Below are 18,991 nucleotides of genomic sequence, written 5' to 3' on the forward strand. Positions count from 1 at the left end.
AGAAAGGTCTTAACAATAGTATTTTGCTTCATCTTATTTCGTTGAATTATTGATGAAGTTTAAGAATGAATTTTTAATAATATTCCAGTTGTATTTTTTTTCATAAATCCATCTCGCATTTTTCGCATGAAGCGAATATAATTCAGGATTTTGAATATAGGTAAGAATATTATTTGCAATACCTTCAGAATCTTTGGGGTTTACCAGAAAACCAAATTCCGAAACATCAAGATGTTGACGTATCGCTTTAAGATCTGTATAAATCACAGGCTTTCCGGAAGCCATGTAATAAAATATTTTAATCGGCAGACAATGATGATTTTCATAATTCATAGCCCTAAGATCAAAACAAATATCGGCTTCAGAATAGGCTTTGGAAAAAGCTTTGAATGAGGCAGACTTTTCAATTGTAATATGACTAAACTGATATTTATTAAGCTGATCAGAAAAGTACTGTTCATCTTTTTTTTTTCTTGAAGCGCCAATTATAAGAATTGAGATCTTGAGCTCAGGCTTTCTCTTTCTTAAACAATCCACAGCGGCAAAAAAATTTCCGATCCCTTTTTCTTCTGAAAACTGACCTGTATAACAAAGGCAGATTTTATTTTCTTCAAGTTTTTTAATATTCTGATGAATGTAACTGTCATCAGGATAATAAGGCAGGGTTATTGACTTCTTAAAAGGAAAAAAATAAGCCAGCGGAAATTTTTTGGTATTCTCACCAAAAATAAAATGAGTACTCACAAATCCAGCATATAGCTGAAAAAGAAAAAATTTAAAAGCATGGGCGATATTTAAAGGAAAGGAAAAATTTTCTACCATTCTCATCGATGGGTACCATTCCGTAATATCATATACAATACTGATTTTTTTCTGTTTTTTAACCTTTCCGGCAGCAATTACCGCCAACGGCTCAGAACAAATAATACAATCGGGCTGAAAAGAATTGCATATCCTTTCGAAAGTTTTGATTTTTTCTTCTCTGCTTTTTCCCAAGATCGAAAAAGACTCTATTTCAACGCCATCGACATTACCCTTGAATTCTGAAGAAAGACTGCAAATTTTAACAACATTTCCGGCATCCCGCAACGTTTTTGCCTGATGGTGGAATATTCTGTCATCGTCATATCGGTGAACAGTAGTTAAAAAAAGTATTTTCTGCATCCTCTTCGATCAGATTATAAAAGTTTTCAAATATACACAAAGCAAAAAAAGTGGAACTCTTCCACTTTCTATTTTATTAATGCCTTATGAGCTTTATTTAACTCCCGCCGCCCAACTTCTGTCGAATGGCAAAAGAAAATTCCCTATAAATTCTAAATAGGTATTTTTAGAAAAATCAAAAACCTGAATATCTTTAGAGATTTCTCCGTTTCTTATTTTTGATTTAAAATCGTTCAGTTTTAAAGTTTTTACTTCTCCGTTTTCTATAAAGCTCGCTTTCATTCTGTCGAATAATCCCAGTTGATATTCTTCATCAATTTCTCTCATTACCTTTCCCAATGCATCGATGCTGCACCCTGAAGCCATTTCTTTTTCCTCATCTACACAGATGATAATAAACTGATTTTTCTCAATTTTAAAAGAGGAAGAAAGCGGTTTTCCGTGAGCCGCCCAAGTCGCCAGAAAATCAAAAAGTTTCTCTGTAATCTGCTTTGCTTCTTTTGTTTCAAAAGGTCTGGATGCAGGATATATTATTACTCTGTAGTCGTTTGCTTCTACAATATTAGATTCTTCAATCTTCATTTTAATCAATTTAAAAGGTAAAATTACAATTTTTTCTTCATACCGTAATCCGGGATAGAGGGAATTATCACCAAACAAAAAACTCAGGAAAATCCTGAGCTTATGTTTTATTGAGTTTTTATAAATCTTCTGCTTCAGCAAGAAGTTCTACAATATCTTTTACGGCAACTTCATCATTCTTATTGAAGTGTTTTACACCATCCGTCATCATTGTATTACAGAAAGGACATCCGGTTGCTATTACTTTCGGTTCGAATGACAACGCTTCCTCGGTTCTCTCGATATTAATGTCTTTCTTCCCTTTTTCGGGTTCTTTGAACATCTGTGCTCCTCCTGCTCCACAACAAAGCCCGTTGGTTTTACAACGCTTCATTTCCACCAGTTCGGCATCCAGTTTTTCCAATAAAAGTCTCGGTGCTTCATATTCATCATTGGCTCTTCCCAGATAACAAGGATCATGGAATGTAATTTTTTTACCGCTGAATGCGCCGCCTTCAATTTTCAGACGTCCTTCTTCCATTAATTTTTTAAGGAATTGAGTGTGATGCATCACTTCATAATTTCCGCCTAAATTCGGATATTCATTTTTCAGCGTATTGAAGCAGTGCGGACAAGCGGTAACAATTCTTTTTACTTCATAAGCGTTCAGAATTTCAATATTCGTTAGAGCCATCATCTGGAAAACAAATTCGTTTCCTGCACGTTTTGCGGGATCTCCTGTACAGCTTTCTTCCTGCCCAAGTACAGCGAATTCCACGCCTATTTTATTTAAAATTTTGCAAAATGCTTTCGTAATTTTTTTAGCGCGGTCGTCGAAACTTCCCGCACAACCTACCCAAAATAAAACTTCAGGCGATTTTCCTTCGGCAGCATATTCTGCCATTGTTTTTATATTGAAATCCATTTTAATTCAGTTTACCAAAATAACATTGTAACAGTTTATTCATGAAATGATTGCTACATCGTTACATTTTAGATTGTTACATTAATTAGTCTTTTGCCCAGTTCAGACGGTCTGCCTGATTGTATTGCCAAGGTGCAGCGTTGTTTTCTACATTCGTCATCATTAGATTCAGTTCTTGCGGTGCAGCAGACTGCTCCATAACAAGGAATCGTCTCATTTCAAAGATAATGGAAAGCGGATCCAGTAAAACCGGACAAGCTTCTGTACATGCGTTACAGGTTGTACAAGCCCATAATTCTTCTTTGGTGATGTAATCGTTCAACAGTTTTTTACCGTCGTCTACAAATTTTCCGTTCTTATCGATATTCTTTCCTACCTCTTCCAGACGGTCTCTTGTCTTCATTAAGATAGCTCTCGGAGACAATTTTTTGCCTGTAATATTTGCCGGACAAACCGCAGTACAACGACCGCATTCCGTGCAGGAATAGGCATTTAGAAGCTGCACCTGATTAAGATCAAAAATATCCTCAGCTCCGAATTTTGAAGGTGTTTCCGCTTCTCCTTCTGCCGGAGCTGCGTAAGGATCTGCATTCGGATCCATCATCAGTTTAATTTCTTTCGTTACAGACTCAAGATTGTTGAATTTTCCTTTTTCATTCAGATTTGCATACCATGTACTCGGAAAAGCAAGGATGATGTGTAAATGTTTTGAATAATAAAGGTAGTTCATAAAGAATAAGATCCCTACAAAGTGGAACCACCACGCTGCACGTTCTACTCCGAATAAAAATCCGTCGCTGAAACTGAAAACCTCAAGAAACGGAACGAACGTCATCTCGCTGATCGGGAAAGAGCCAACCTTCACAAAATGACCGTAACCATTCGACTGCAGAATAAAATCTGAAGCATTCATCGTAAAGAAAGCCATCATTAAAGCAAATTCGATAATCAGAATCCAGTTTGCATCTTCTTTTGGCCATCCTAAAAGTTCTTTCATGGTTAATCTTTTCACCCCGTAAAAATTTCTACGGATAAAAAAGAGTACCACCCCGATTACCACTAAAAGAGCCAGTATCTCTAAAGTGGCGGTGAAGAAACCATAAACTGTGCTTCCTAAAATGGTTGATAAAAATCTGTGCGTTCCGAAGATTCCGTCCACCACAATCTCAATAAGCTCGATATTGATGATGATGAAACCTACATACACAAAAAGGTGTAAAATTCCGGCTACAGGACGTTTTGTCATCTTACTCTGACCCATCGCAACATTTGCCATCGTTGCCCATCTCTCTCCTCTTCTGTCGCTGCGATTGATCTCACGTCCTAATCTGATGTTTCTATATATCTTTTGCAGACTTTTTACAAAAAGTCCAAAACCTGCAATTAATAAAATCAGAAAAATAATATTAGGGATATAATGCATGGTTTAAAAAAATTAGTCTTTATTATTTTTTCCGAAAACGGAGAAGTTAACATATTTTTTGGGATGTGCTTTCAGATCTTCAATTAAAGCATTCAGATTATTGGAAGCGGCATTCAGGTTATTGTAAAGCTGATCATCTTTCATAATTTTACCCAAACTTCCTTCACCTCTGTCGATTCCTGAAACTACATTATTTAACTGCCCGACTGTCGCGTCTAAATTAGCAATGGTAGCATTTAGTTTCTTAGTATCAATACTTTCTGCTAAATTCCCGTATTTATCTAAAGTTACTTTTCCGCTCTGCATGGTAAGACTTGCATCATCCAATACTTTCTGAAGTTTAGGATCATTGTGCCCTACTAATGAGTTTACGCTTCCTGCAGTAGTCTGTAAAGCGGCAACCGTTTTATTAAGATTCGCCAGTAGTAATTTAATCTCCTGTCTGTTTTGGGCATCAACAAGCTGGTTTGCGTTGGTCATCAAAGAATCTACTCTGTGTAATACAACCTGTAACTGATCTTTTACAGGACCTACCTGAGAAGACAGGCTTCCTAAAGTTCCCAATTTAAAAGCACCCCTTAAAGTATCACCGTCTTTTGCCGTCTGTCCTCCATACATGAGATTAATCCTCATCTCTTTTCCTCCCATTAAACTTGGTTCAAAAATCTCTAATGTTGAATTTTTTGAAAACTCAAAATTGTTATCTACTGTAATTTTTACAATAAAATCAATCTTGCCGTCTTTGGATGTATTAGGAATAATTTTATCTACCTGACCAACCTTTAACCCGTTAATGGAAACCGGCGAAGACTGAGCCAGACCTTCTACGTTATCATATCTTGCGTAAAATATATTGTCGGTAGTAAAAAGGCTTCTGCCCTTCATAAACTGAAAAAGCACCACAAAACCAACAATGGCTAATAGTGCGATCACACCAGCTTTTAATTCTTTACTGAACTTCACTTGCTAAATTTTTTCTAATGAGCAAATATACTACATTTAACTGAATGTTTTTCTTTATTGCTCTGCGTTACACACAAAAAAAGCGGCAAAAACTTTGCCGCTTTTTATCTATCTTAAAAATTATTTTTATTGTTGCTGAGAACCCAGCTTGTTCCAGATCTCGATTCTGTAGTCTTCGATATCTGCATTGTCCTGTAAGCTCTTTAACCAAGCCTGTCCGAACATTCCTCCATTTCTTTGGGTAACAGATTCTGTAAACTGTTTAAGATCTCCGGGCTGTTTGTTTGTGATCTCATTCTTTTTAATAAGAACGTAAACTCCTGTTCCCCCTTCAACCGGCTTAGAAAGCTGTCCTTTCTTCACTCCGAATGCTGCTCCTGCAACTTTAGGCTCCATAGAACCTGCTACAGAAGGATTTAACAGGTTAACCTGTGCAGACTGTTTTGTCGTTCCGAATTGTTTAGCAATCTGATCTAAATTTCCTGCTTTCCCGATTTTCTCTGAAATCTGTTTTGCAGCCAGTTTATTTTTAACTACAACTTCAATCTGATCTCTTACAGATTCCGGATCTGCAGTTCCTTTTTCCTGCTTACCGTTTAAGTAAACTACAATTTTATCTCCTGTTCCGTCTACTGTGAATAATTCAGTATCTCCTTTTTCTCTTTTCTTGTCGAAAGCCCATGCCAGAATTTCCGAATCTTTGTCTGTTCCCAATCCCTGAAGCTGACCGTCGAATCTCTTCGCCTGCTTAGGATTAGAGAACTGATAGTTTGCTTTCTTAGCAATATTCACGAAATCGTTGAAAGACTTCCCCTGAACCTGCTGAACAAATCTGCTCGCATTCTTATTTACTTCTGCTTCTGTAGCATCAGAAGGTTTAATCGCTTTTACAAGGTTTGCCACTTTGTAAGCCATAGCTCCCGGTTTTTTATCTTCAATATTGATGATGTGATAACCGAATTGCGTTTCTACAACACCTGTCGCACCTTTAGGATTTTCAGACAGATATTTTAAGAACTCAGGAACGAAAGGCGTTTCAGGAGTTGTCCATCCTAAACTACCGCCTTGAGCGGCAGAATTCGGATCGTTTGACAATTTAAGGAATTCTGTGAATTTCCCGGGATTAGCTTTTACAATCGCTCCGATAGAATCTGCTAATTTTTTAGCCTGTTCTTTAGATCTTGTAACGCCTTCTCCCGCAGGACTTCCTTTGAACGCAATTAGAATATGTCTTGATAATGTAGAATCTGAAGTCTTTTTATCTAAAAGTTTAGAAACTACATAAAAGTTCTGCTCTTTGTAAGGACCAAAAGTCTGACCGATTGCTGCAGTTGGAAGCTGAGCCTGAATAGCCTGAGGCAATTGGTTAGGTTTAAGATATTGCGGATTGAAAGGCATATCAGAATTTGCCATAATGAACATAGAGTCATTCTTTGTATTCTGGAAGTTTTCAGAACCTCCGCTCGCATCGCTTCCTACAGAGAATAATTTATTTATTTCTTTCTGAGCGGCTGCATCATCTGCAGGACTTGGCTTAGAAGGAAAATATACAATTCCTATGTTTCTGCTTTCTTCAGCCTTAAACATTACCGGATGCTGCTTAATATAATTAGCTAAATCTTCAGTCGTAACTTTGATGTTATTTTTTTGAAGATAGGTTGCATAATCTACTTTCACGAAATCGATATCCGCTAACTGATCTCTTTCTCTCATCAGCTCTTCCGCTTCTTTTTTCCCTGTCGTGATCCCGGTAGAAACATTTGCAAATACCTGTCTCGCCATCAATCTGTACTCGATTGATTTTCTGGTTTTCAACCACTGGTTGTAACTTTCCAGCGAAGCAGCCTTCATATCTTCGATTTGTTTTTTAAGTTCCTGTGTCTTAAAATTACCTTTTTCATCAAAAAACTGCTTCTGCTGTGCAAACATCTGATCGTACTGGATCTGGTTCCAGAAATAATCATCCGTCATTTCGAAGCCCATTTTCTCGAATTGCTGTTTGATCAGTTTCGACTGTACAAGCAATTGCCATGCCTGCTCTTCAAGACCATTTTTTGGTTGACCTTGCTGTTCAGCCTGTTGTTGCAGCACGAAAAGTTGATCGTTAAACTCTTCACGGGTAATTTTCTCACCATTCACTTTTCCTAAAACATCAGGATTTTTACCAAAAACCTTATCAATACTGTCGGGGTTTACAAGGAACGCCAAAAGCGCCAGTGCAATTACTCCCATCAAAAGCCAAGGTCTACTCCTAATTTGTCCTAAAATTGCCATTATATAAATTATAGTTTTTTATCAGTTTGCGAAAATACACATTTTTAAGAAATTACGGAAATACAAGACCTTTATTTTAATTTTTAAAATTTAATTTTTATGAAAAAGGAAATTTTGACCGTATTTTTTAGCAAAAAACAAATGGCATAAGTCTTGTGGAATTTAAGCACACATAATATGAGTTGCCTTTTTAAAACATATTATGAAATTTCACGTTAACGAATTAAAACGATAATGACAATTTGTCATTCGATTTACTATGACAGAATTTGAAGATATAAGTTTAGAAGAAATGATAAGCGACGGATTTGATATTGTAGCTCAGGAAATCAACATTGATGATCTTGCGGAAACAGAAAAAAATTCTGAGCAAAAGATATTCCCGATCCTTCCTGTAAGAAATATGGTGATGTTCCCGAATGTTGTAATCCCGATTACTGCCGGAAGAAAAGCATCTATTCAGTTATTGGAAGAAGCGCAGAAAAACGGCGATTTTATCGGAATCGTAAGCCAGAAAAATTCAGATCTTGAACAGCCTGCCGAAAAAGACTTGTTCCAGACCGGAACTTTGGCAAAGATCATCAAAATCATTAAACTTCCGGAAGGGAATATCACGGCTATTACCAAAGGCTTTCACCGTTTTAAAATAAAGAAAGTTGTTGAAAAACAGCCTTATTTTAAAGCAGAAATATCAAAATTAAAGGATTCTAAGCCTAAAAACAAGGAAGAATACGAAGCATTGCTGGAAAACGTAAAAGATCTTGCCCTTAAAATTATTGAGCTGGATCCCAACATTCCGAATGCTGCGAATTTTGCCATAAAAAACATCAACAACAATGATGATCTCCTGAATTTCATCTGCACCAATGCTAACTTCCCGTCTTCAGACAAACAGAAACTTCTGGAAGAAAAAAATCTGATGGAAAGGGCCAATAAGTGCTATGAAATGATGCATGAAGATTTCAGAAAGCTGGAACTGCGAAACCAGATTCATCAGAAAACATCAAAGGATCTTGATAAACAGCAGAGAGAATATTTCCTGAACCAGCAGATCAGAACGATTCAGGAAGAGTTGGGAGGTGGACCGGAAGGCGATGTGGAAGATTTGATTAATAAAGCAAAATCCAAAAAGTGGAGCGATGAAGTAGAGGAACATTTCCAAAAGGAAATCAACAGGCTACAGCGTCAGAACCCGAATTCACCGGATTATAATGTTCAGAGAAATTATCTGGATTTTTTCACAGACCTTCCTTGGGAAACGTACACCAAAGATGTTTTTGATATTGCCAAAGCGGAGAAAATTTTAGATAAAGCCCATTTCGGTTTAGAGGATATCAAGAAAAGAATTCTGGAGCACATGGCGGTTTTAAAGCTTAAAAACAACATGAAATCCCCTATCCTTTTGCTTGTAGGACCTCCGGGAGTTGGTAAAACTTCATTGGGAAAATCTATTGCGGATGCATTGGGAAGAAAATATGTAAGACTTTCTTTGGGTGGGCTTCATGATGAAAGCGAGATCCGTGGCCACAGAAAAACATATATTGGCGCGATGGCGGGAAGAATTCTTCAGTCTATCAAAAAATCCGGAACCTCCAATCCTGTTATTGTTTTGGATGAAATGGATAAAATCGGACAGGGACTGCATGGAGATCCAAGTTCGGCACTTTTAGAAGTTCTTGATCCTGAACAGAATAATTCATTCTATGATAATTTCTTAGAGATGGGTTATGATTTGTCTAAAGTGATGTTTATTGCAACGGCAAATTCATTATCAACCATTCAGACTCCATTGTTAGACAGAACTGAAATCATTCAGATTGCAGGCTATACTTTAGAGGAAAAGATTGAAATTGCAAAAAGACATTTAATTAAAAAGCAGCAGGAAGAAAACGGCTTGGATTCTAAATCGTTCAAGCTTGGCAATGCTGAATTAAAACATATTATTGAAGCACATACTTCGGAAAGCGGGGTAAGATCTCTTGAAAAAAGAATTGCAGGAATTGCTCGCTGGGTAGCTTTGCAGACTGCTTTGGTGAAAGATTACGATCCTAAAATCTCCATTGAAAAAGTAGATGAAATTTTAGGCGTTCCGAGACCGAAAAGCTTATCGGAAATTACCGGAGTTCCGGGCGTTGTGACGGGTCTTGCATGGACAAGTGTAGGAGGAGATATTTTATTCATTGAAAGTATTTTAAGTAACGGAAAAGGTTCATTATCCATGACCGGAAACTTAGGAACGGTGATGAAAGAATCTGCAACCATTGCGCTGGAATATATTAAAGCGAAACATGATGAACTTGGAATTTCTCAGGATGATATTGAAAAGAAAAACATCCACGTTCACGTTCCTGAAGGTGCAACACCAAAAGACGGACCTTCAGCAGGAATTGCCATGCTGACTTCAATGGTTTCTTCTTTTAAAAATAAAAAGGTAAAACCTCATCTTGCCATGACCGGAGAGATTACTTTAAGAGGAAAAGTTCTTCCGGTGGGTGGAATTAAAGAAAAACTTCTGGCAGCAACAAGAGCCGGAATTAAAGAGGTGATTCTTTGTGAAGCCAACAGAAAAGATGTGGAAGAAATTAAAAAAGATTACCTGAAAAATCTGAATGTACATTACGTTAGCAGAATGGAAGAGGTAATCGAAATTGCACTGGAAAAATAATTCAGACTTATCATTTAAATAAAAAACACGTCTCAGATTTGAGATGTGTTTTTTATTGTTTTTTTACTAAAGGTAAACAGCCTTATTAAATGGCATACATTTTTCTAATGAGTTGAAAAAGATTTAAAGGTTAAAGCACTTAACTCGAACGGTTTTTATTATTTTTATAGAACAGATTTTCACACCATGAATTTACTTCGACTTCCTTTTCTTGTAAAACTTACGCTGGTCGTTATTTCCATCATCGGATTAGGCTACCTCATTTCATTGGGAAAGAGTATTTTAGCTCCGTTTTTTCTGGCATTTTTAATGGCTATGCTTTTTTTGCCTGTTGCCAATTTTCTGGAGAGAAGATTGAGATTTTCAAGATCAATGTCTACCATTGCTTCAGTTCTAATGATGCTGCTTATCTTAACAGGTCTGATTTATTTTTTCGGATCACAGCTTTCCGATTTCAGTAAAGATATTCCGCATCTCAAACAGCAGTTTACCTCCGTGGCTGCAGATATCCAGCATTGGGTTTCCAGAACTTTTCATGTGAAAATAGATGAACAGCTGAACTATCTTGATCAGGGCTTAAATAAGCTTTTATCTTCCTCTGGAGTTATTCTGGGATTCACTTTTGGAGTATTTTCTTCAAGTTTAGGTTTCTTTGTATTTTTTATTCTGTTTTTCATTTTCATTCTAAATTACAGAAGAATTTTAAACAACTTTATTATCACGGTTTTTAGCGAGAAACACAAAACGAGTGTTCAGGAAGTGGTAAGCGAAGTGAGAGTTATGACCAAAAAATACATCATCGGACTTTGTCTTCAGATTCTGATTGTTTCTACTCTTACCTCTATTGTCCTTACAATTTTAGGCGTTAAATATGCGATTCTTCTGGGTGTTCTCACAGGTTTATTAAATGTAATTCCTTATCTCGGAATCTGCATAAGTTTACTGATCTCCTGCTTTATCGCTTTCGCAACTTCTACTCCTTCTACCTGTATTTATGTAGCGATAGGATATATTGCGGTTCATGTTGTGGACGGAAATATTGTCCTTCCGTTTGTGGTAGGCTCAAAAGTAAAGATCAACGCATTATTTTCTTTTATAGGAATTCTTATCGGAGAACATTTGTGGGGAATTGCAGGCATGTTTTTATGTATTCCGGCAATTGCTATTATTAAGATTATTTTTGAAAGAGTTCAGGGACTTCAGCCTTGGGGAAAATTGCTGGGTGAAGAAGAAAAACCCAATAAAAAGAAAAAGACATATAAAATTTCCAAAAATATCACATTAAAAGAAATGGATTAAAACAAAAGAAAGCCTTCGAATTTTGAAGGCTTTCTTTTTTATTGTTACAATGCGCAAAGCGGCTGTAATCCGTTTGGACAAACTTCCGTACAGTAGATATACTGTCCACTGTCCGGACAATATCCTACAGGGTCTCCAGGATTTCCGGGATCTCCTCCTCCACCTAAACAAGGATCGCCCGGCGGAATTTTACAAGGACATCCAACAGGTCCGATATCGCATTTTTCTGCGCCACCGCCTCCTTTAATTTCTCTTAAATCTGCACGATTTAGTTTTTTAAGATTTTTCAGCATAATATTTAGTTTTATTTGTATTGTGCAACAAATATATTAAATCAATCCATATAGTTCACTAAATATTTCTCAAAACAGAGAATTTATTTAAATTTTATTTTCTTTTTAATCAGCCAATTGTATTTTTATTTAACTTTAATAAAAAATGAAAACATGAAAATCGTAAAATTTATCCTGTCTCTTCTTTTCGGATTAATGTTTATTAATGCCGGATTAAATAAATTTTTCAATTATATGCCAATGGAAAAGCCGACTCCCGAACAAATGAAACTTTTTGCCGCATTTGGAGAAATCAGTTGGCTGATGCCGCTTACAGGAATAGTCGAAGTTATAGGCGGTCTGCTTTTTATTTTTCCTAAAACGAGAGCTTTAGGCGCCATTATTATTCTTCCGGTAATGATCGGAATTGTCTGCCATATCTTTACTTTAGACAAATCTCCGATGGGAATGTCAATTGTCGGAGTTCTTTTCCTTATCAATCTTTGGATGATTATTGATAATAAAGAAAAATATAAAACCTTAGTGAAATAAAAGATTGAAGGGTCACTTGTGAATTATGCTTCGCAAGTGAATTTTTAAATTGACAAGCAAAGCGAATTGATTATTGACCATTCATTTTTAATATCATACAAATGCACTGAAACCTGTAATTGATCTTCCTACGATAAGGGAGTTAATTTCCTTTGTTCCTTCATATGAATAAATAGCTTCCGCATCGGCTACAAATCTTGCGACATCATATTCGAGCAGAATTCCGTTTCCGCCCATCACTTCACGTGCTCTGGAAACAATATCTCTGGTTCTCATAGTACAGAAAACTTTGGCTAAAGAAGCGTGCTCATCTTTTAAAATTCCTTCATCCTGCATTTCGGAAAGCCTGAAAACCATGGTCTGCATTGCTGTAAGATTGGAAAGCATCTCTACCAAATGTCCCTGAATCATCTGGAAAGAAGCAATCGGTTTTCCAAACTGTTCTCTTTTTCTTGTGTAATCCAACGCACTTTCGTACGCTCCTCTTGCACATCCTGTTGCCATCCATGCAACTCCGGCTCTCGTCATTCGCAGTACTTTTGCGGTATCTTTAAAAGAATTGGCATTCTGAAGTCTGTTTTCTTCTGTTACCAAACAATCTTTCAGCGTAATCAACCCATTCTGAACAATTCTCAACGCCATTTTTCCTTTGATTTTTTCAACGGAATATCCGGGATTGTCTTTTTCTACGATAAACCCCTTCACTTCGCCGTCATCTAAATCTCTTGCCCAGATAATAATTAAATCTGCAAATGTTGCATTTCCGATCCATTTCTTCTGTCCGTTCAGGATCCAGCCTTCTGGCGTTTTTTTACAGGTAACCGTTAATCCTCCTGCAGCTCCGGAGCCAACTTCGGGTTCTGTTAATCCAAAAGCTCCGATTTTTTCAAATCTCTGCATCTGAGGAAGCCATTTCTGTTTTTGCTCTTCTGAACCGCAGATATAAATGGAACCCATTGACAAACCGGACTGCACTCCGAAAAAGGTAGCAATGGAAGCATCAATTCTAGCCATTTCCATCGCAATAACACCCTCCATTAAAAAAGGCATTCCGGGACAGCCGTAACCCTCGTAAGTAACTCCGCAGATATTCAGTTTCTGAAATTTTGGGATTAATTCATGCGGGAATTCATCTCTCAGCCAATAATGATTAACAAGTGGTTTAACTTCTTTTTCCATGAATGCTCTCACTTTTAACTGAATTTCACGCTGTTCAGGGCTTAATGTGTGATATATATCGTAAAAATCGCCGTCAATTTCGGGAAGCTCCTTTTTCTTTTTGTGAGGATCGAGCATTTTCATCATTCCGTTAAGCTGTTTATCATCTAATTTGGAGAAATTTTCCATCAGCTTGGGAAGATTTACCTTTTGAGAAATTGAACTTAACTGATCAAAATCTATGGATCTGAATAATTCTATGGCGTTTCGGATTTTGGAAAAAGTATTTGACATAATAATTTGTTGTGTTTGATTTGTAAAAGAACAGCAAAAATTACTCCGAAAATAGGGTATCCAAATCGTTAATAATTTACAAAATACTGAATTTCAAATAATTAAAATGGAATTTTTCTTTACAGAATTTTTACGTTTCATTTTCAAATATTACAAATGATTCTGTCTGAACTTTGGAATAAGCAAAACATTAAAAATCTATATCTATGAAAACGAAGTACATCAGACTCACCATCGCAACAGCAATTTTATTAGGGTTTTATTCATGTAAAAAAGGAGAAGTTTCTTCTTCAGAACTGGAAAAATATGCAACCGCAGATTCCGCAGCAGCAATAACTTCAGACAGCGTTTCTTCTGTTGCAACGATGAAGGTAGAAGACAAACAGTTCATTAAAACAGCAGATGTAAATATGGAAGTGAAAGATGTGTACGAAGCAACAATTTCAATCGAAAAATCGGTTCAGGAATTGGGTGGATTTGTAACACACAGCGACCTAAAAAGCAACGTGGTTTCTGAAGAAACTTACAACACATCAGACGAACAGGCAATGCTGATAAAAAAATACCAGTCCGAAAATGCCATGCAGGTAAGAGTTCCCACAGAAAAACTGGGCGAACTGCTGACTTTAATTAACAATAAAAAACTGTTCCTGAATGCAAGATCGATTCATGCGGAAGATGTAACGGCAAATATTAAATATTCTGCTCTGGAAGCTCAGCGAAACAAAAAAACAACCGACAATATTGCTCAGATGAAAGTAAATAAAGACAAAGTAACCATGAGCGATGAAAATATGAAGGAAGGAAACAGCCAGCAACTGGAAAGCATGAATATGACCGATATGCTGAAATACAGCACTGTTGACATTTACATTAAAGAACCCAAAATACGAATAGCAGAAATCGCTGTTACCAATACACAAAGCATAGACGACAAGTACAAATTTGATTTTCTGTACAGTGCAAAATCAGCTTTTGTGGAAGGATATTATCTGATCCAGAAAATTGTAGTAGGACTCATCACAGTCTGGCCAATTGTATTAATCGGAATTGCCGCTGTTTATTTTGTAAGAAAAAGAAAACCTGCAAAAAAACAGCCTAGTACAGAAATTTAGCGATCCTAACTTCGGTTATCTATATATATTTTAAATTTTACAATAAACCTTCGGTAAATCCGGAGGTTTTTATGTTTAAAACTTTCTTTTCAGGATATCAGGTTTTGTTTTATGGAGATATAAAATCAATTCTCCAAACAATGTATTTGCCCACGCAAACCATGATCTTGTAAAATCTTTCGGATTATCTACATCAAAAGATTCGTGGATAAATCCGGTTCCGGCATGTGTGGCTTTCAGCATTTTAAGGCAGGATACAATTTCTTCGTTATCATCCGTTGTCAAAGCCTGCATAATCAAACCTAAAGGCCAGATTTTATGCTCTCCGATGTGCGGTCCGCCAATTCCTTTGACAAATTTACCTTCACTGAACCAAGGATTTGCTTTACTTAAAGAAAATTTTCGGGTATTTTTATAGATCTCGTCTTCTTTGGATCTGTAACCCAAATACGGAATGGATAATAAATTCGGGACATTGGCATCATCCATAAAAAGAGCATTTCCAAAACCGTCGATTTCCAAGGCGTAAATTTTTCCGGCAGTCGGATGATTTAAAACTGCATATTTCTGAATGGCTTCATCCACTTCTTCAGCTAAATTTTTAAACTGAGCGGCGGTATTTTCATCTTTAAAAATTTCAGAAAAAATTTCCGCAGTTTCCCTCAAAGAAACGACCGCAAACATATTAGAAGAAATTAAAAACGGATAAAAAGTCGCATCATCCGAAGGTCTGAACATTGAATGAATCAGCCCCACTTTCTTTGTAGGATTTCCATAGCCTCCTGCAAATTGTGTATCCAAAGGATTTCCATTGGATCTTTGAAATTTGTACCGACCTTTTGAATCTTTTCGCTGCTGTTCTTTAAAAGTCTGTAAAATTAAAAGCATCGCTTTTTTCCAGTCGGAATCAAAAATGGAAGAATCTCCTGTTATTTTCCAGTAATTGTAAGATAATCTCATGACATAGCAAAGTGAATCGATCTCCCATTTTCTTTCATGAATTCCGGGTCTCATTTGCGTTGAATCGTCTTTCCATTCGCTTATTTTGTCTGAATTATCGAAAAACGCGTTCGCATAAGGATCAAGAAGAACGCATTCAACCTGCTTATTAATGACGCCTTTAAGAAGATTTTTCAGTTTTTCATCTTCATTGGCAAGACTTAAATACGGATAAACCTGCGCCGAAGAATCACGAAGCCACATCGCATCAATATCTCCCGTGATAACATAGGTATAAGGTTTATTATTTTTCCGGTAAAATTTTACGGTTGTATCAAGTGTATTTGGGAAACAGTTTTCAAACATCCACGCCAATTCTTCATCTGCAATTGACTTTTTGATGGCTTTAATGGTTTTTTCAACAGCTACTGAAGTAAATTTTCTCTCGCTCATTGGAGGTCTTTTGGAAATATATTCGTCTGAAAATATAAATCGTACAGAATTGGGAATCGCAAAGAAACCAATTCCTGCTCCTGATTTTTTTATGAATTCTCTTCTGTTAACCATAGTCTGATGAAAATTTTATTAAAAGTAGTGATTTTACGATTTGAATAAAGTGTTAAACTAATTTTTATCGAAGAAACATTATGAAATCTCAATAAATCTGATAAGATTCCGTTAAGAAGAAAATAATAACCGCTCATGTTAAAAAAAATTAATTTTTCTGTATTTGTTTTACTTTCAACAACAGTCTTTTCCCAAACTCAAATTAAAGTTTTAGATGCCGAAAATAAAACCAATGTTCCTTACGCTAAAATTATTTTAAAAGGAAAAGATTATTATAAAAATACAGAACAAAATGGAGATGTAACCTTGGAAAAAGATGAAGAAATTGATCACATTGAATCGTTTGGGTATGAAAACTATTATATTTCCCAAAAAGATAATATTTATTTTCTCAAACCAAAATTCAAAGATATAGAAGGAGTAGAAATTTCCAAACCTAAGTTTACGCAAAGCTATATTATCGGAAGCCTTAAAGAAGATAATTTTGGGTTTATGTCCGGACTAAGAACGTGGGAAGTTCTTAATTTTTTTGCCAATAAAGATAAAACAGAAAAAAAATTTATCAAAAAGATTAAAATACTTACAGATGTAAAAAAAACAAAACAGGATGCGGTTTTCAATCTGGTTATGTATGAAAATGTGGAAGGCCATACAGGAACTGAAAAACTTAAAAATATTGTTGTAACCTGCAAAAAAGGAAAAAACATTACAGAGATAGATTTTTCTAAGAATCCTGTTACATTTCCAAAAGAAGGTTTATTCATTGGTGTTGAATGGATTATGAATGAACAAAATCATTATCAGGATAAAATAACTGTTATTCATTCTGACGGAACAAAAGAAAGGAACAAAATTGTTGACCGCGTAAATCCATGGTTCTTTGGTTATAGCTCTTCATCAGGAAATACTTTTGGGAGGACTTCGGATAACATTCAGTCTTCCAATAATCAACATTATAAATTTGCTAATGCTCATAATCTGTCAATGGAAATTGAAATTACAAATTAAGCTCATATACTTGATTTTTAATCATCCATTAATACGATTGAACTAAAATTCCGTAAATTTGCAAATCAATAATTTTGCACGAGGATTTGGTATTCAATAATCCTGAATCCGAAGTCACAAAACCTTAATTTCTAAAGATATGCTATCAAAAATAAATCCTACTCAAACCAATAGCTGGAAAGCGCTTGACGAACAATTTGCCAACAATGATTTCGATTTAAGAAGCCTTTTCCAATACAATCCGAACCGTTTTAATGAATTTTCAATCAAAAGACCTAATTTTTTGTTTGATTATTCTAAAAATTTAATTGATTCCAAAACAAAAAATCTACTTTTAAATCTTGCAGAAGAATGCGAGCTGAAAGATGCGATTTCTAAAATGTTTTCGGGAGATAAAATTAACGAAACGGAAGGAAGAGCTGTTCTTCATACTGCTTTGAGGGATTTTTCAGATAAAGAAATTCTGGTTGACGGCGAGAATATCAAGCCTCAGATCAAAAAAGTACTGGATCATATGAAATCTTTTTCCGAAAGCATTATTTCGGGAGATCACAAAGGTTTTACCGGAAAAGAAATTACAGATGTGGTGAACATCGGAATCGGAGGTTCAGACTTGGGACCTGTGATGGTAGTTTCAGCTCTGAAGCATTTTAAAACAAGGTTAAACGTTCATTTTGTTTCCAATGTAGACGGAAATCATCTGGCGGAAACTGTGAAAACTTTAAATCCTGAAACCACATTATTCATCATTGCTTCCAAAACATTTACCACTCAAGAAACAATGACGAATGCCAATTCTGCGAAAGACTGGTTCTTAAAAGCCGGAAAACAGGAAGATGTAGCAAAACACTTTGTCGCTTTATCCACTAACGTACAAGCAGTTAAAGACTTCGGAATTGCAGAGGAAAATATTTTCGAATTCTGGGATTGGGTTGGCGGAAGATACTCGCTTTGGAGTGCAATCGGCTTAAGTATCGTTCTTGCAGTGGGTTATGAAAATTTCGAACAATTATTAAGAGGAGCTTACGATACAGACCAACATTTCCAGACGGCTGATTTCGGGGAAAATATTCCTGTTTTAATGGGACTGATCGGAATCTGGTACAGAAACTTCTATGCAGCAACCACTCATGCAATCCTTCCTTACTCGCAATATTTAGACCGTTTTCCTGCTTATTTCCAGCAGGGTGATATGGAAAGTAACGGAAAATGTGTGGACAGAAACGGGGAATTTGTAGAATATGAGACAGGACCAATTATTTGGGGAGAACCGGGAACAAACGGACAGCACGCTTTCTATCAGTTGATTCACCAAGGAACAGAATTGATTCCGGCAGATTTTATTGCGTATGCAAAAAGCCCGAATAAAGTTTCTGATCATCAGGATAAATTACTGGCGAACTTTTTTGCTCAGACTGAAGCTCTTGCATTCGGGAAAACGGAAGAAGAAGTAGAAGCAGAATTAAAAGCTTCAGGAAAATCTGAAGAAGAAATTGAATTCTTATTAAATTATAAAATCTTCCACGGAAATACACCAACTAACTCAATACTAATCAATGAATTAACTCCTTTTTCATTAGGACAGTTAATTGCATTGTATGAGCATAAAATTTTTGTTCAGGGGGTGATCTGGAATATTTTCAGTTTCGACCAGTTCGGTGTGGAATTAGGAAAAGTTTTAGCGAATAAAATTTTACCGGAACTTGAAAATAATGAGACGATTAATTCTCACGATTCGTCAACCAACGGATTGATTAATTATTATAAAGCAAACAAATAAATTATTGCTGATTTTCATTAATTTTGATTAAA

15 protein-coding genes are annotated in these 18,991 nt (G+C 36.0%); 6 read left to right on the plus strand and 9 right to left on the minus strand.

Translation table 11 applies throughout. The features are described 5' to 3' along the window. Positions 1 to 33: 33 nt before the first annotated feature. From KKI44_RS12550 to KKI44_RS12575, 6 genes are all read right to left on the minus strand, one after another. Positions 34 to 1,164, minus strand: coding sequence for a glycosyltransferase (locus KKI44_RS12550; protein ID WP_214587583.1), 1,131 nt, complete (start codon positions 1,162 to 1,164; stop codon positions 34 to 36). Positions 1,165 to 1,257: 93 nt separating this feature from the next. Further along, on the minus strand, positions 1,258 to 1,746 hold the full coding sequence (locus KKI44_RS12555; protein ID WP_214587584.1) for a hypothetical protein: 489 nt from the start codon (positions 1,744 to 1,746) through the stop codon (positions 1,258 to 1,260). Between the two features lie 118 nt (positions 1,747 to 1,864). Next, positions 1,865 to 2,650 carry a (Fe-S)-binding protein gene (locus KKI44_RS12560; protein ID WP_214587585.1) on the minus strand — a complete coding sequence of 262 codons (786 nt, stop codon included), beginning with the start codon at positions 2,648 to 2,650 and terminating at the stop codon, positions 1,865 to 1,867. An 85-nt stretch (positions 2,651 to 2,735) separates the two neighbouring features. Then, a complete protein-coding gene (locus KKI44_RS12565; protein ID WP_214587586.1) occupies positions 2,736 to 4,073 on the minus strand; it encodes a 4Fe-4S dicluster domain-containing protein in 1,338 nt (445 codons plus the stop codon). Positions 4,074 to 4,085: 12 nt separating this feature from the next. Further along, complete coding sequence (locus KKI44_RS12570) at positions 4,086 to 5,036, minus strand: MlaD family protein (protein WP_214587587.1); 951 nt, start codon at positions 5,034 to 5,036, stop codon at positions 4,086 to 4,088. Positions 5,037 to 5,162: 126 nt separating this feature from the next. Next, positions 5,163 to 7,310: a peptidylprolyl isomerase gene (locus tag KKI44_RS12575; RefSeq protein ID WP_214587588.1), complete on the minus strand. Its 2,148-nt coding sequence runs from the start codon at positions 7,308 to 7,310 to the stop codon at positions 5,163 to 5,165. 259 nt (positions 7,311 to 7,569) lie between these two features. Between KKI44_RS12575 and lon the strand changes: the two genes are divergently transcribed. Together lon and KKI44_RS12585 are read left to right on the plus strand one after the other, a co-directional pair. Further along, a complete protein-coding gene (gene lon / locus KKI44_RS12580; protein ID WP_214587589.1) occupies positions 7,570 to 9,975 on the plus strand; it encodes an endopeptidase La in 2,406 nt (801 codons plus the stop codon). Positions 9,976 to 10,161: 186 nt separating this feature from the next. Beyond that, a complete protein-coding gene (locus KKI44_RS12585) occupies positions 10,162 to 11,274 on the plus strand; it encodes an AI-2E family transporter (RefSeq protein WP_214587590.1) in 1,113 nt (370 codons plus the stop codon). A gap of 44 nt (positions 11,275 to 11,318) precedes the next feature. On the opposite strand, the gene KKI44_RS12590 is transcribed toward KKI44_RS12585, so the two are convergent. Then, positions 11,319 to 11,567, minus strand: a complete 249-nt coding sequence (locus KKI44_RS12590; RefSeq protein ID WP_214587591.1) for a bacteriocin-like protein — start codon at positions 11,565 to 11,567, stop codon at positions 11,319 to 11,321. 153 nt (positions 11,568 to 11,720) lie between these two features. Here KKI44_RS12590 and KKI44_RS12595 point away from each other — a divergent pair, with 153 nt between their 5' ends. Beyond that, a complete protein-coding gene (locus tag KKI44_RS12595) occupies positions 11,721 to 12,098 on the plus strand; it encodes a DoxX family protein (protein ID WP_214587592.1) in 378 nt (125 codons plus the stop codon). 93 nt (positions 12,099 to 12,191) lie between these two features. Here the strand turns inward: KKI44_RS12595 and KKI44_RS12600 are convergent, their stop codons facing one another. After that, the gene (locus KKI44_RS12600) at positions 12,192 to 13,550 is read right to left on the minus strand and encodes an acyl-CoA dehydrogenase family protein (protein ID WP_214587593.1); all 1,359 of its coding nucleotides are present in this window, start codon (positions 13,548 to 13,550) and stop codon (positions 12,192 to 12,194) included. A 206-nt stretch (positions 13,551 to 13,756) separates the two neighbouring features. Here KKI44_RS12600 and KKI44_RS12605 point away from each other — a divergent pair, with 206 nt between their 5' ends. Then, positions 13,757 to 14,665: a DUF4349 domain-containing protein gene (locus KKI44_RS12605; RefSeq protein WP_214587594.1), complete on the plus strand. Its 909-nt coding sequence runs from the start codon at positions 13,757 to 13,759 to the stop codon at positions 14,663 to 14,665. A 75-nt stretch (positions 14,666 to 14,740) separates the two neighbouring features. On the opposite strand, the gene KKI44_RS12610 is transcribed toward KKI44_RS12605, so the two are convergent. Further along, positions 14,741 to 16,171, minus strand: a complete 1,431-nt coding sequence (locus KKI44_RS12610; RefSeq protein ID WP_214587595.1) for a glycoside hydrolase family 125 protein — start codon at positions 16,169 to 16,171, stop codon at positions 14,741 to 14,743. 135 nt (positions 16,172 to 16,306) lie between these two features. Here KKI44_RS12610 and KKI44_RS12615 point away from each other — a divergent pair, with 135 nt between their 5' ends. Next, positions 16,307 to 17,179 carry a hypothetical protein gene (locus KKI44_RS12615; protein WP_214587596.1) on the plus strand — a complete coding sequence of 291 codons (873 nt, stop codon included), beginning with the start codon at positions 16,307 to 16,309 and terminating at the stop codon, positions 17,177 to 17,179. Between the two features lie 139 nt (positions 17,180 to 17,318). After that, positions 17,319 to 18,959 carry a glucose-6-phosphate isomerase gene (gene pgi, locus KKI44_RS12620; protein ID WP_214587597.1) on the plus strand — a complete coding sequence of 547 codons (1,641 nt, stop codon included), beginning with the start codon at positions 17,319 to 17,321 and terminating at the stop codon, positions 18,957 to 18,959. Positions 18,960 to 18,991: the final 32 nt, after the last annotated feature.

Source organism: Chryseobacterium sp. ZHDP1 (genome assembly GCF_018603435.1).
Lineage (GTDB): Bacteria > Bacteroidota > Bacteroidia > Flavobacteriales > Weeksellaceae > Chryseobacterium > Chryseobacterium indicum.